General features: G+C 34.9%; 11 protein-coding genes. 6 read left to right on the forward strand and 5 right to left on the reverse strand.

What is annotated here, in order from left to right:
* Positions 1–219: 219 nt before the first annotated feature.
* Positions 220–570, reverse strand: coding sequence for a hypothetical protein (locus NTX65_12985; protein MCX6170254.1), 351 nt, complete (start codon positions 568–570; stop codon positions 220–222).
* 734 nt (positions 571–1,304) lie between these two features.
* On the opposite strand from NTX65_12985, the gene NTX65_12990 reads away from it, so the two are divergent.
* The 4 genes from NTX65_12990 (at position 1,305) to NTX65_13005 (ending at position 10,355) form a co-directional block, all read left to right on the forward strand.
* A complete protein-coding gene (locus NTX65_12990) occupies positions 1,305–2,156 on the forward strand; it encodes an alpha/beta hydrolase-fold protein (protein ID MCX6170255.1) in 852 nt (283 codons plus the stop codon).
* A gap of 851 nt (positions 2,157–3,007) precedes the next feature.
* Positions 3,008–5,965, forward strand: a complete 2,958-nt coding sequence (locus tag NTX65_12995; protein MCX6170256.1) for a TonB-dependent receptor — start codon at positions 3,008–3,010, stop codon at positions 5,963–5,965.
* Positions 5,966–6,004: 39 nt separating this feature from the next.
* The gene (locus NTX65_13000; protein ID MCX6170257.1) at positions 6,005–9,304 is read left to right on the forward strand and encodes a hypothetical protein; all 3,300 of its coding nucleotides are present in this window, start codon (positions 6,005–6,007) and stop codon (positions 9,302–9,304) included.
* A 22-nt stretch (positions 9,305–9,326) separates the two neighbouring features.
* Complete coding sequence (locus NTX65_13005; protein ID MCX6170258.1) at positions 9,327–10,355, forward strand: PorV/PorQ family protein; 1,029 nt, start codon at positions 9,327–9,329, stop codon at positions 10,353–10,355.
* A gap of 190 nt (positions 10,356–10,545) precedes the next feature.
* Here NTX65_13005 and NTX65_13010 read toward each other — a convergent pair whose 3' ends face one another.
* The 4 genes from NTX65_13010 to NTX65_13025 all read right to left on the reverse strand — a co-directional run bounded on the left by NTX65_13010 (position 10,546) and on the right by NTX65_13025 (position 14,060).
* Positions 10,546–11,046, reverse strand: coding sequence for a hypothetical protein (locus tag NTX65_13010; GenBank protein MCX6170259.1), 501 nt, complete (start codon positions 11,044–11,046; stop codon positions 10,546–10,548).
* A 265-nt stretch (positions 11,047–11,311) separates the two neighbouring features.
* Positions 11,312–11,776, reverse strand: coding sequence for a HEAT repeat domain-containing protein (locus NTX65_13015; GenBank protein MCX6170260.1), 465 nt, complete (start codon positions 11,774–11,776; stop codon positions 11,312–11,314).
* Between the two features lie 458 nt (positions 11,777–12,234).
* Positions 12,235–12,960: a LytTR family DNA-binding domain-containing protein gene (locus NTX65_13020; GenBank protein MCX6170261.1), complete on the reverse strand. Its 726-nt coding sequence runs from the start codon at positions 12,958–12,960 to the stop codon at positions 12,235–12,237.
* Positions 12,957–14,060 carry a histidine kinase gene (locus NTX65_13025; GenBank protein ID MCX6170262.1) on the reverse strand — a complete coding sequence of 368 codons (1,104 nt, stop codon included), beginning with the start codon at positions 14,058–14,060 and terminating at the stop codon, positions 12,957–12,959. Before NTX65_13025 ends, NTX65_13020 begins: the two co-directional genes overlap by 4 nt.
* 319 nt (positions 14,061–14,379) lie before the next feature.
* On the opposite strand from NTX65_13025, the gene NTX65_13030 reads away from it, so the two are divergent.
* On the forward strand, positions 14,380–14,607 hold the full coding sequence (locus tag NTX65_13030; GenBank protein ID MCX6170263.1) for a hypothetical protein: 228 nt from the start codon (positions 14,380–14,382) through the stop codon (positions 14,605–14,607).
* 346 nt (positions 14,608–14,953) lie between these two features.
* Complete coding sequence (locus NTX65_13035) at positions 14,954–15,841, forward strand: homocysteine S-methyltransferase family protein (protein MCX6170264.1); 888 nt, start codon at positions 14,954–14,956, stop codon at positions 15,839–15,841.
* Positions 15,842–15,857: the final 16 nt, after the last annotated feature.

Genomic DNA, 15,857 nt, shown 5'->3' on the forward strand with positions numbered 1-15,857 from the left:
TTATCACGTTAAAATAGAAAACTCATCATTAGCCTTGACTTGAAGAACCAACACCAAGTGCTTCCGGAAAAATATTAGTTGTAGCAACTATGCATGGAAACACAACAACACAGTGAATGATTAATGGTAAAGATCTAGTGATAGGTTTAAATGTATACATCAAAAATAGTTTTTGCGAGTCAGTTTTTATTCAAAATCTTTGATCTCCAAACCGGTTAATTATTCGTCCGCAACAAGCCAGTTAACTGCTTCCTTAACGTTATCAAAATATTTAGATTCGCTCCACCGGCTATTCTGACTTACCGTCTCGAATGAATGGCTATGCTTAATGACTATCGCTATTCTATCAGTAATTTGAAATCCAAATTGTTGAAGCTCTTCTCCGGTTGAGTGAATGTTTACGGAAGCGTCTGTATCGGTATGATTTATTAAATATCTACTACAGCTGTGTTCATGAGCAACTTTTATAGCATCTTTTGAATATAGCTCGGCAGTCTTAAAACACGTTCTTCCTACAGACTTTATTTCCACTATTTTATTGTCATCAAGATAACGTATCGAATATTCCATTATAAATCCTTTTGTTATGAAGTAATTCAAATATAGAAATTTAATTACCTCATTATCGAAGAAATTGAAAAATTTTTAAGTGATATGATTGCGTTAAAGAAAGCTTGAATATTCCAAAGCTCTTTTGAGATATAAATAAATCACTATTTTGATTGAGTTCTTCGAGAAAAGAAACTAGGATTCGTTTTCATAATGAAATGATTGGCTAAGAATAATAGATTATTTCTCCTACAAAAAAAGAAAGGTGTCTCTATTCATTATTCAATCTGAGCCTCATAATTAGTATGGAATAAGTGAAGTGGAGTGATCACTAACAAAGAGTTCAGTGTAGATGGTATATTTGTAGGTATTTGGAAATGGCCTGGTCACAAAATGGTCGTGACAATTCAAAAAGCAGTGATTATCGACAAATTTCAGAGGCGTTTCTCCGAGGCAACGAATCCCTTATTATCCATACTAAAAATAAATCTTCGATTGCAAAAATTGAACAATTTTATCGAGGTTTTTATTTTATAAGGGCTAAATATAGATTGAGAAATATTGTACATCTGCCCCATACAAAATATAGGATCTTCGGTTTAATACATCATAAGTGTATTGACCACTGCTTTTTAAAACTACTAGAGAATTTAATTTACACTTACTTACTATTCCAATTAGACATATTTTTGATTTAAAATAGACTGTAAGGAAAATTATTGTATTTATTAACCGGTAAAAAAATAATTTCGGTTTTGTTTTTCGCTGTAGTTACTATAAGCTGTAATTCGGGTGATGCGGGGATTATACCGGAATCCAGAACAAGTGTTAAAAACGATTCTCTTTTTTTAGATAGAACCTATCATATCTTTGTCCCTGAATCATATACAGTTCAAGGAGATCCGGCACCTCTTGTGTTCGTATTTCATGGCGCAGGTGATACAGGGATTAATTTTGAAAATTATTCCGGACTTGATAATGAAGCGCTAAATTTTGGAGCAATAGTTGTGTATCCGGATGCTAAAACAGCTAATTGGAACGAAGGTTGTGATTGTAATATTGCTTCAAGGTTGCAAATCGATGATTTAGGTTTTGTAAAATTTCTTGTCAATAAAATAAAAAAAGAATATAAGATTGATTCATCAAGAATCTATGCAGTTGGCTTTTCTCAAGGAGGCTTATTTGCTCAATATATTGCTTGTGCTGCGTCAGATTTATTCGCAGCAGTGGCAATTGAAGCAGCTACTTTTTCAGTACCGTTATCAGAGAATTGTTTTCCAAAGCAATCAAAAAACATCTTAATGATAAACGGTACAACTGATCACGTTTTACCTTATGAAGGGAATTTAAATGACGGTAAATTTTCTCTTCTATCAGCTAATGCTGCAATAAAATTGTGGGCGGCTAAAAATAGTTGTAGTTCAACGCCAGTTGTAGAGTATTTTCAAAATTCCACTGGGTTTAAAATTAGGAAGGAAATTTATGGCAACTGCAGAGATGCTGTGGAAGTGGTTATCTATATTGTTGAGAATGGTGGTCATGATTGGTTCCTAAGTCCGGAATTATACGCACCAAAAGTGATTATGGATTTTTTCAAAAGACATTAATAAGAATTCAATAATAATCTGGTTCCGTTTATTTTTTTACTATAGATGTATTTAAAGATTACCAAAACCTCAGAAGAGATCATAATCCAAACTTCGAATTAGTCCTTCCCAAAAAGCACTCACGATTTAGGTGGATAATAAGTTTAAACACTAATTCATCTATTAATAGAAAAATCCATATTAAAATAGTAATGAAATACCGGTCATGTAAGATTTGTCTTCAAAGACATGAAGAATAAACAACAAGTTTAATCCGGACCTAATGAATGGGACGAAGCTGAGTATTAAATGGGTTAAAAGACTTTATCTGATTCAACTCCATGTTGAATGTTTTACCGTATAATAAATAAAAACCGCTAATGATGTGTGCAGGTTAATCATGCAATCGGTGAACTCAGATTGACTGATTATAGTCTTAATGGGTTTAGTCATATTCATTCATATTGCACCTAATTATATATTCAAATAATGAATTTGAATCGGTTCTGATACAAGCGAATTAAATCAGATAAGTAATTTATCGCCAGTCAATTTGAGCAACCGGAAGAAAATAATTTAATTCAAAATACTCTGAACTAAACTTTTAAAAAAATTTTATTTGATAAGAATAGACAGTAGTTGACAAATCCTTTTTTGAATGATCCTAGTTAACTTTTTGGTAACAAAAAGAGTAATCACCTTATCTTTTTTTACAAATAAACTTGCTGCTAACCGTTTATAAAACGATCAAACCGCTTAACACACAATGGTTTTTGTCTCCGACCGGAAAATATAAATTGCACCCAAAATTAATTTGCAGAGAATGTCTAGTTACGGAAATGAAAGAACATTTTTTCTTACCTGGAGGAAATATGAAAAAAACCCTAACCTTTTTTATCTTACTATTTATTACGGCATCGTCCATAGCAGTTGCAGCAACCGGGAAAATCAAAGGACGAGTGGTTGACATTGCCACCCGTGAACCATTGATAGGTGCTAATGTAGTTGTTATCGGGACGTCATTTGGCGCTGCTACGGATTTGAACGGCGAATATGTCATTTCAAATTTGGAAGCTGGTACCTATGAAGTTAAAGCTTCGTTCATTAGCTATACCTCAAGCTCAGTTACAAATGTAAGAGTATCTTCCGATTTAACGACAGAATTAAATTTCGAATTATCCTCGCAAGATGTTTCAATGGGTGAAATTACAATTGTTGCTCGAAGAGAATTAGTTAATAAGAGTAATACAAATGCAATCCATGTTACATCGCGTGAAGATATCGAAAATCTGCCTGTGAGAGGAATGAATAATATCTTTGGACTTTCGGCAGGAGTTGTTCTTCAAGACAATACCGTATTTATCCGCGGCGGACGAATTGATGAAACAGGTTTTTATCTGGAAGGAGTCAATGTAAGAAACCCAATGACCGGTAATAATGCGGTTCGAGTTGTCCAAGATGCTGTTGAAGAAGTTGAAGTTCAAGTAGGCGGTTATACCGCAGAGTACGGTGGGGCTAATGCAGGCATAATACGCCAGCAACTAAAATCTGGTACAAGTAGTTTTAAAGGTACATTAGATTATGCTACCGATAATATTACATTCAAGAGTAAAGATAATGCATACGATGGAAAACAACGTCTAGGAGCGTACTGGTATGGATATGATGAATTAACAGGATCGTTAAGCGGACCATTGCTTAGTGAAAAAGTAAAATTTTTTATTCTTGGAAATTACAATTATCAAAGGGACCCAAATCCCCAGCGCTACCCCGGTATAGATTTGGGAATGTACAGAGATGCTTCAACTCAGGATTCCATAAATTTAGTTTACCCAGGAGGAGCTCTATTAGATAATCAAAATAGAGCGGTTACATTTTCTTCAACAATATCTGTAGATCTAAATCCAATTCAAATTCGGTTTGCCGGAACATATACAAATCAATCTTTCCAAAATCCTATGAACTCAAATCGCGTAGCCGGAAGTATCAGCAATATGCTTAACACATCAAGAACAGAACAACGCGATGCGAATAACGGTTCCGGTAGTGTAAAAATCACACATGTGCTTAGTAATAAAATGTATTACGATATAACTCTTGGTTATTTCTTTCAATCACAAAAATTTTATGATCCTTTCCTAAAAGACAATTTCATGGCATATGGCGATAGTCTTGCAAATGCTCAGTTTGGATTCACAAATTTCCAGAGCATGTATGTCAGACCGAGTCAGGTTAGCGTCTATGGATTTGCTTTTAGTAAACCAGGAGATCCTTTAGCCGGATATGGAAAATTCCGTAGAGAGAATTTTACTTTGAGCGGAACATTCTCATGGGATCCAAATAAAATTCATTCAATTAAAATCGGCGGTGAATATCAAAAATATGTAATGCGAAATTACAGTTGGGCAAACGGAACTGCTGTTGCTCTCGCCGGCTTGATAAGTGCAAGAGGTACCAAAACAATTGAACAGGTAATGCAAACGAGAGGAGTGAATAATTACGGTTATGATGTATTAGGAAATGAACTTAATGATGATCCATTTTTCGGTCCGCATCGCCCTGTCTTTGCTGCCGCATTTATGCAGGATAAAATAACATTCGAAGATATAATCTTGAATTTAGGACTGCGGTTTGATTACATAGATACTGATACTTACGAATTTGTAGATCCAACATTCCCGGATGCAGCATTTAATTTTAGCAGCAACTACGATATCATTCCAGAAGGTCTAAAGAGAGTACCATCTTATTCATATCTCAGTCCGAGAATTGGCGTTTCATTTCCTGTTACAGATGTTACAATGTTTCATGCTCAATACGGAAAATTTATACAGCAAACTCGCCTAGCGGATATCTATCAGGGCTACTATGCATCTGCGCGTAATTTGGTCGGGGGTAATTATCTTCCGCAGCCTATCGCATTCAGTTTACAGCCGACAAAAACTATCCAATATGAATTAGGGCTTACGCAGCAGATTGGAGACTTCGCTTCGTTTGATCTTACCGGGTATTATAAAGACATAAAAGATCAAGTAACGTATCAAATGGTCATTGCTAGTAAAGAATCTCAAACAAAAAATTATCCTGTTTATGCAAACGGAGATTTTTCTACTACAAAAGGAGTCGAATTATCTTTCCAGATGCGCAGGATAAATAGAATTGCTATAAATGCATCTTTGTCATTTCAGGATGCTCAGGGAACAGGCTCTTTCCCAAATTCAAACAGTGGCATGGTTGCAGGAGCAGAAGGTGTAACATTTTTACCGAATTATGTTTCGCCACTTGTCTTTAATAATTCTTATAGAGGAAGCATCAATTTTGATTATCACTTTGGTATTAATGATGGTCCATCACTTCTTCATGAATTTGGCGCTTCATTATTAATGAATTTTTCCAGCGGACATCCTTTTACAAGAGGAGTTGGTGCCGCAGATCTGGAAGGAAATCCCAGAGGAAGAGTTCCTGTCGAATCATTAAATGCATCTGTTACGCCGTCTTCATTCCAGGTTGACCTTCGTGTAGATAAGACAATCCACCTTTTCGATAAGATGAAACTGAATATTTATTTATTTGTAATCAATCTCTTCGATAGAAAAAATGTTGAAAATGTATTCTTAAGAACCGGTTCCAATACTGATGATGGTTATATAAGTAATCCTCAATTAAGCGGACAGCTTGTTAACCAGTTGGGATATGCCGATATGTACAGAGCAATCAATATTGATTATTACCAACAATACCAGCAAGTGGCGAACACTTATTTAATGACTAACCCATATTTCTGGGGTCCACCTCGGCAGATTCGCTTAGGCCTCAGGCTGGAATATTAATAAACAATGTTGAAAACAAATTAATGGGAGTAAATAAAAATGATTATAAAGAAAAGTGTTATGCTGTTACTAATTGTTTTTTCCTTTCTGTTTTTACCTGCTAAGCAGTATGCAGAGGGGAAAGAAACAAAAAAACGAGTAAGTAAAACAACATTGGGTTCGCCAAACACTACAAGACTTAATATAAATAACATTTCAACATTTTTTAGGAGTGATGGCGATTCCGATGATCTGGATTCAAATAATGCAGGATTCTTTTTCCCAAAAGGTAGTGGTAAAACTGCAGCTTATGAATCCGGACTTTTGTGGGGAGCTCGAATTAATGGAAGTGCAACTGACATTAAAGTGGGAGGGAATGCGTACGTTGCCGGACTTCAACCAGGCAAGATACTTTCTCCAGGTGTAGCTGAAAGCCCTAACCTACCAAAAAATAGAATTTACCGTGTAAGACCGGATTATAAAACTGCAGATCTTACTATGGAATCCAGAGATGAAGGAGTTCCGGTTGCCGAAATATATAATCAATATGATTTGGATTGGAAAGAATGGCCATGGCAAGATGGCGCTCCATTCGAAGACAAAGACGGAGATAAAAGATATAATCCCGATGTTGATATTCCAGGAGTTCCCGGTGCCAGTCAATCAATTTGGTATGTAGCGAATGATTTGGATGCAACAAAAACAACAGCTCTCCATGGCTCTCAACCGATGGGAATCGAAGAGCAAGGGACTATGTGGGCATATTCTCAAGCCGGCCCATTAGGCAATATGATATTCCGCAAATACTTATTGATTAATAAAAGTACAGATACTTTCAGAGATATGTATGTAAGTATGTTTTCTGATATCGATTTAGGATTCTCAGATGATGATATGGCCGGTTGTGATACTACTTTAAGCCTAGGCTATGTTTATAATTCTTCGAATCACGATTCAAAGTATGGGACAATGATTCCACCTGCAACTGGTTTTGATTTTTTTCAGGGCCCGATAGTAAATGGATCGGCAACTGATACAGCAATATTTAGAGGAAAGAAAATTGCCGGTAAGAGAAATCTTCCAATGACGGCATTCTATTATTTTGCCAAAGGAGATCCGGCAGTTTCAGATCCGCCCAATGGAACATATCAAGGAACTACTGAATTTTATAATTTCTTCCAGGGTCGAATTGGAAGAAGCGGTGAACCTTTTAGAACGCCTGCGAGACTAGGTGCAACAGCTACACCATTTACACTATCGGGTGATCCTGTTGCGGGAACAGGTTGGCTCGATGGTGAAATTATTAGTACTAGCGACAGAAGAATTGGATCTGCTTCCGGACCTTTTAATATGGCACCTGGAGATACACAAGAAGTTGTTGTTGCTCAAATTTGTGCTATGGGAACGGATTATCTTAATTCTGTTACTCTCTTAAAAGCATATGATAGAGTGGCTCAAGATGCCTATAATAATTTCTTCCAAATTCCCAGCGGCGCTGCATTACCAATCGTAACAGCTTCGGGATTAGATAAAGAAGTAATTCTTTCTTGGGGCGATCCAACAGCTGCGGCACAAACTGAAAACTATTCTCAAAGAGGATACAATTTTGAGGGATACAACGTTTATCAATTACCATTGTCATCTTCATTAAAAACGGACGCAAAATTAATTGCCACTTACGATTTAGTGAACAATATAAAAGTTTTATATGATTATGTTTTTGATAGCAGAACTGGGACCGATGAACGAGTACCGGTTCAGTTTGGTAAAGATTCCGGAATTTCTAGATCAATTGATCTAACTCAAGATTATGTGAGAACAGGCCAACCTCTATATAATGGATCCGAATATTATTATTCAGTAACATCGTATTCCTACAACCCTGATCCCCTTGCAATTCCTCAAGTTCTGGAAAATCCTATTACCTCAATCAGAGTTACACCAAAGAGTCCAAACCCTGGTGTTCGATACACTAATACTTATGATAATTCAGTTAGCGGTGTAACGCATACATCCAAGACATCGAGTAAGTCGGATGGAAATGTAATCGTATCGGTTAAAGACCCTTCAAGAGTAACCGGTCATACTTATAAGGTCACATTTGAAAAAGTTGGGACCACCAATAATATTGTCTGGAATGTTACTGATATTACTACCGGTGCTAAAAAGGCAAGTAATATTACTAACCAATCCGGTGATAATTCTTATCCTATTATTGACGGACTAGAAATTAAAGTAACAGGTCCGCCAAATGATTTTACCGCATTCAAAGTAACTGCTAATGCTAACGGTTCATTGAATCCACCGGAAATTGGTACATATGCATTTAACAGTAATGGCTTTCCGCTTTATAATGATGAAGACCGGCCTGCGGCAAGGCAACAAATACATGCAGGAGTCTGGGGCATAGCAACAGGTATGACTGCTGCAAATGACGGAAGCTATGCATACTTCTTAACCCGGTCTCCGCGTGAGGACAACTTCACAAGAATTATTCCTTATGATTTTGAAATTCGTTTTACCTCAACAGGAAGTAAAGCCAACTTTGCATGGACCGATGGAGTTACAAAACAAATTCCGTTTGAAATATGGAATACCGGCATTGGAACGCCAAGCGATCCAACAGACGATTATAAACTTTGCGCTTTAATCTATGATATAGATGAAGATGGTGTTTTTAGTTTGGATAAACTTGACCATGGACTTTCAGGCGGTAATGATGATACGGAAACAGATTGGATTTATATCTATGATGTTGCCGATCATACACCGGGAACTAAAGGATACGATGCTGTCATTGCAGCAGATTATGACGCTGGTGCAACATCTACTATGGGTGGAGAAATTCTAGCTCGTTTAGTTCTTGTTTCCTGGAATAATGGATCTGTAAGTGCAGCGGACTACCCGGCTAACTTGCGAGCAACTATGCCCGAACAAGGGACTATATTCAGAATTGAAACAACAAAACCAAATTCAGTAAATGACGAGTTTACTTTTACTGCACCCGCAAATAGTAACGATGTTGATCTTGCTAAAGATGATGTTAAGAAAATTAATGTCTTTCCAAATCCTTATTACGGAGTAAATACACAAGAACAGAATAAATATTTCCGTTGGATTACTTTCAGTCATTTGCCAAATAGAGCAACAATAAGAATAGTAAATATTGCTGGTGAAATGATAAGGGTAATTGAGAAAGACAATAATTCACAATTTGAAAGATGGGATTTGTTGAACGGTTCTGGTTTACCGGCCGCAAGCGGGCTTTACATTGCTTTTATTGAAATGCCTGATCTCGGTGTTACTAAAACTCTAAAGTTTTCAATAGTCCAAGAACAGCAAATACTAGATAAATTTTGAAAAAAAAGGTTTGAGGATAAAAATGAAAAATAAAATCAAAATAATATTAATAGTACTTCTTGTGGTCATGCAAGCTATAACATTTGCCAGCGGAGGATCTAGAAATGGAACCGGTGGAGCTTCACAACTACTAATTCCCGTTGGTGCGCGCGGTATCGGTTTAAATGGTGCCAATATTTCTTCTCTTACGGGATTAGATGCTCTTTATTGGAATCCTGCTGGGTTATCACGTGGCAGCCAATCGGTTGAAGCTTCGTTTTCTTATATGTCACATATAGCCGATATCGGTATAAACTATGCTGCTATTTCTGTTCAACTTAATAGTATAGGTTCCTTAGCATTTGCTATAAAATCACTTTCAATGGATGATATTCCGGTAACAACTGTTGAAAATCCTGATGGGACCGGACAAACATATAATCCTCAATTGATGACGATGGGTTTAACATTTGCTAAAAATCTCAGCGATAGAGTATCTGTAGGAATAACGGCAAATCTAATTAGCGAAACTTTAAATCTTGTTAGTACAACAGGTATTTCATTCAATCTTGGTGTGATGTATTCAGGATTAGCCGGTGTTGATGGTTTGTCTTTTGCAATGGCTATGAAAAATCTTGGGCCTCAAATGAAATATGGAGGCTCCGGATTAAATATTCAAGCTGAAGCCCCGGATTTGACAAGACCTATACAGTATTATAAAATTGATCCGGCTCCATTTGATTTACCTTCATCATTTGAGATTGGATTGGCATACAAACCAGTGATAAGCGGGTCCAGCACTATTAATCTCTCATCCTCTTTTCAGAATAACAATTTTTCCAGCGATCAATACAAGATTGGGGCAGAATACTGTTACAATGATTTACTCTTTATAAGAGGTGGTTATACATTCGCACCCGAATACGAAGCCGGTACGTTTTTATATAGGTACACTGTAGGATTCGGTCTTAAGTATAATATTGGGAATGTTGATGTTAAATTTGATTATGCCTATAGAGATGTAAAGTACTTCGATTCAAGTCATATGTTCGGAGTGACACTAAGCTTCTAGAACTAAATATTGAGGCAAGTGGAGAAGAAAGGGCTCCACATCTTTCGATGCATAATTTGCCTCTCTTTGAACTTCTCCCGAGTATGCCCAACCCGGGAGAAGTTTTTTATATTATATGACAAATGTAAATCTTCAGCATATGCTTCGGAAAACTCATCTTGAAATGATAACACTATTGGTTAAAAATTATTTACTGAATATTTTCGGGATTGTTGGCTGGTAATATAATTGAGATAATTCTGTGGACAGGAGATAGCTTGTAGATACTCATTTTCGAACGATTCTGCTTTAGTGTATTGTATATGAAAAATAATTTTGTTGCTTGTGTTCTCCAAGCAAATTTTTGAGAGAAAATTTCTTCTATGCTGCAAATTGCTTCGTATGCTATTTCAAATTTCATCAGTCCATAAGCATTTATTGTGATTACCACTTGATGGCATTCATTCTGTGAAAATAATTCAAGCTTACCACCCATTTCGAATTCTTTAATTAGTAAATAGAGTAACTGTTTGAATACAGTTCTTAACTGGAAATCATTTCCGCTAACCCCGACTGGAGGAATAATAGTTGAATTAATAACAACATCTTTTTCTTTAGCATAAATCTTAAGTACCGGAAGAGTTTTCTCCAGTATGATACCAAGATCACAAATATCTAAGCTGTATTCTATGGATTGTTCAAATGAGTTCAATTCAATTAGAAATTTAATTGTTTTCTAAATACTATTAACTTATCATTTCCAATCATCCGGAGAATGATTTTCTTTATACAGGCAATGATAGATCAACACCGATAAAGCATACACTAATGTAAATTTATTGTTCGGATCCATTTTTTCGATCTCTGAATAGAAAGCTGCCTCTTAATATATTTTGAGGCAGTTTCCTATACTTCATAATGAATGTTAATAATTAGTCTAACTGAGCATTATTAATTAAAATTAAAATCACGAACAATTATTGATTCTTAATCTCTAAATCCATCGTCAATTCTTCAATTGAGTCATCGGACAGCTTAGCCAAACTTTCTGAAAATAAATGATAAGAATAGAATTTTGAACAAACGTTTCTAACGCGTTCCGAGTCATTAAATTTTGCCGAGCGCCCTACTAGATAGATTCCCCGGGGATCACCAATTTCAATTAATGCTTGTGCGGCAACAATTCGTACCGCTTCACAAGGATCTTCTCGTAGCATTTTCATTAATGGGATGACGGCTTTTTCTGATTTCATCTTTCCTAAGGCGAAAGCACAATTAAGACGCAAGGCTTCATCGGTACATTTTAAACCCTTTAGCGGACTCTTTTGAATAATCTTAAGTTTTAATTCATCATCTAAATTATTGTTGCTTTGTGAAAAAGCCGAAGTTGTGATTAGTAAAACTGCGATGGCTATAGACGATATAATGAATCTCGGTTTCATTTGGCCTCCTGAGATTTTGTTAAAAAATATTTAAAAACATAATCGGTAGCTGATAGAATAATTTTATTTTCTGTCACTTAGCATCTATATATTTCGTTTTTATTCAATACATAAGACTGTTAAAAAGTGCAATCTGTTCGCCCGTTTATTAATCAATACAACCACTTAAAACATTTTATAAATCTGATAATTACACTAAAAGATTAGCAGCAATCTTTAGAGAGAATTAAGATGTCCAAATTGCATCGATTAAAGAGCAGCATTCCTTTAGATCGCACTTAAAACTTCTCTGATATTTATTCAGAATTCTCACTATCATATCAAAACGAGGTCTCTGATTTTTTTGTTTATAAGATGGAATTATTTTTGAAAAAATTGAATTGAATTGTGATTAGAGGTAAATTCGTTAAGCGAGAGGTTATATTCTGCTTTAAGATTACTTTGAAAAATTCTAAAATCTATACCATTTTATCTTTCAATTTAGATGCATATCTCCTGCTCATCACAAATGGTTTTTCAAGTCCCTTTAGAAATACTTGGTAAGAATAACTGAACCAATCTTCAGTACGTTCCAAGAATTCGAGATTTATAATAGCATTTCTATGGATTCTTATAAAAAAATTGTTAGGAAGTCTAGATTCCCATTCTTTCATCGATTTCAGAACTAGACCTTTTAATTTTGTATTTGTCAAAATTTCTGAGTAGTTGCCCGCAGAAGTAATGACAATAATAGAACTAACCTTTATAAACTGATATGTATTATTGACCATAAGGAAAACGTTATCATTATATTCAAGTTTTTTAAAAGGGGTATTCTGAATTTCGCCTTCAAGTTTTAAATGCTCAATGGCTAATGCAAGTCTCTCTTTGTTAACTGGTTTTAATAAATAATCTTGGGCATTAACTTCGAACGCTCTAATTGCATATTCATCGTAAGCAGTAACAAAAATAATTTTAGCATCAGTTTGAATTTCAGTTAAAAGCTCGAAGCCCGTCCTCCCGGGCATTTGGATATCAAGAAAGATCAAATCCGGGTTTAAATTATCAATTAACTTTTTCGCTTCAATATTGTTACTTGCTTCACCAATAATTTCAATTTCCTCAAATCCTTTTGCAATTGCCTTGATGTCTTCTCTTGCGAGTTTTTCGTCGTCAACTATTATAGCCTTAAATATTTTATTCATTTCAGCTCCTTAAAAATTTTTACGGTTGCACAAACTTTGCCGTCTTGTTCATTGATTTCGAACTTGTTTTTGTAAGGGTAGCTGTACTCTAATCTATTTTTTATGTTTAATAATCCATTTCCAGTTCCTACATGGTTATTATCACTGCCTTGCTTAATATATTTACCGGTATTGATGATTCGAATAATTAACCAATTATTTTCAACTTCAGCAATGATCCAAATCTTTAGAGGCATTTCGCTAGTTTTCATACCATATTTTATTGCATTTTCTACAAGAGGGTGAATTAAAAAACTTGGAATAGGATATTCTTCAGCAAGTGTATCTATTTTGAATTCAAATTCAATTTTATCTTCGAAACGGATTTTCTCAATCTCTGCATAATTTGTTATAGCTTCAACCTCTTCTATAAGAGGAATTTCGGTATGACTTTTCGTTACGAGTGTGTATCTGTAAAATTCTGATAATTTACTCAACATATTTTCAGCTTTAATCTGATCAATGCGTATAAGCGCGCGTAGCGAGCTGAAGGAGTTAAACAAAAAATGTGGGTTAATCTGATATCTTAACATTTGAAGTTGTGCGCTTTGCGCAAGAAGGCTTGCTTTCTGAGCCTTTTCCCGCTCCTCTAATAAATCAATCCAAAATTTAATTCCGAAGTAAAGTAAACTCCACGTTGTAAATAAAGGTACGATATAAATTAAAAATAGAATAATGTGTTGAAAACTAAAAATTGTTTGTAAGCTTTCCTTTTGAAACGGAGGGCTATATACCCAACGTGCAAAATTAACCGTTAGATAAAACAAACATGAGGCAAAAAATGAGATTGTAAAAATAAATCCGCCTATGGTAATAATAGATTTGGACCTGTATGGGAAATCCTTATATAAACGTCTAAGATAAATCGTTATTAAATAACCTGTTGACCATGCTATTGTATTACTTATAAAAAATGTAATGCTTGTGGCATTTTGTTGCGGGCTTACAATAATGCAGTCTACGGCAATAAGAATGCTCCATCCTATAGTATTTATAAAATGGAATGAAGGATGCTTGTTGACGAGAAATTCTTTTTCAAAATATTTTCTAATGAATCGCATTAATGGACCATTATGGAATATTATTTCCGGAATTAATATCGCTATTCAAAATACTAAAATTGCATAGAATTATTTAAGTGGTTTTATGAATCCGTGAACGGTTGGATTATAATTTATCAGTTTTATCGGGCAGAATGTCTGAGTTGATTTGCCAAATAAAATTGCTAATAGCCAATTTATGCGGGTAACATTTTTTGTGCACAACCTTTTATATTATTAGTCGTCTATATGAGTAGCCAATAAATAAATTTTTTTTCGAATCGGTGAATAAGAATATTTTCGTAACATGAAATAAAAACAACTTATGCTGGAGGAACAATTGAAAAACAAAACTGCAAACTCTTTGGTTGTTGTATTTGGTATTATGTTATTTTCAGCACCGAATTGGATAGCTGAAAAATCAGTTGCAGCTGGCACAAATAATCTGCTAGAATTATCCGGTATGATAGTAATTTTTGGTGCAATTCTTATCTTATTTGCGATAATTAATATTACGTCAATAATATTTTATAAATCTTTCGATGTAAATGTTACACCATATAAATAATAAATCCTTTACCTATTTAAAACATTCATATTTCTCATTAACAAATCAGATTCTCATCCAAGAGCAAACAATAGAAGAAAATTTGAAATTATATTTTGATAAATCACTTTAATAGAATAAGAATATTCATCTATAAAATTCAAAAATAAATTTAAATCTGCATTTGCCTCTCTGTCCTATATAAGTTCCTCTTTTCAGTTCATGGGAGTATATTCCACTACGAAGATTATTCTGCTGTTTTATTAAAACCAAATCAAATGAAAATAATGTAATTTTCGCCATCGGTTTTTAGTATTAAATCTTATGCAGTACAATTTGCTATTTAAATTAGTGGAGCTAAACAATAATGGATTCATTCAGAGATTTGTTATATAAAAAAAAGATTCTATTTGACGGCGCCATGGGAACTTCAATACAGAAATTGAAATTGGAGAATTCCGATCCGCCTGAACTATTGAACTTGTACCATAAAGATGAATTAAAAGAAATTCATAAAAGTTATCTTGATGCCGGATCAAATATAATTGAGACAAATACTTTCGGTGCTAATAGAAAAAGATTAGAATTAACCGCATGGGCTGGCAAAATAGAAGAAATAAATTCTTCTGCGGTTAAAGCTGTGCGTGAAGTTGTTGGTAATAGAGCTTTAATAGCAGGATCAGTTGGACCGTTAGGCGAAGTGATTGAACCATTTGGAGATCTTTCACAAGAAGAGGCGAAAAACATATTTTATGAGCAGATAAAATTCCTAAATGATAGCGGAGTCGATCTGATATTAATTGAAACAATGATATCACTTGATGAAGCTTTAATTGCTTTGGCTGCTGCTAGAAAAGCAAATAGTAAAATTGTAGGGGTTACATTAACATTTGAAAATGGTGCTCAAGGATTAAGAACTCCGTATGGAGAAACCCCGGGACAAGCAGCGAAAGCACTTGAAAAAAACGGTGCTGATTTCATCGGATCAAATTGTGGACATGGCGTTTCTGACATCTTACTTGTCGGGCGAGAAATGAAAATTGTTTCAAAACTTCCAATACTACTTCAACCTAACGCGGGAATACCTCGAGTTGAGAACACAAAAATTATTTACGACGAATCACCAGAAAATTTTGCGCGTTTTGTTAAATCAGCCGTAGATCTTGGTATTGAAATGGTTGGCGGATGTTGCGGGACAACTGAAGAACATATCCGCCATGCAGACAAAATATTAAGTGAAATGAAAAATTTTTAGCTTATAATATTCCTAT

The organism is Ignavibacteriales bacterium, from assembly GCA_026390795.1.
Classification (GTDB): Bacteria; Bacteroidota; Ignavibacteria; order Ignavibacteriales; family Melioribacteraceae; genus Fen-1258.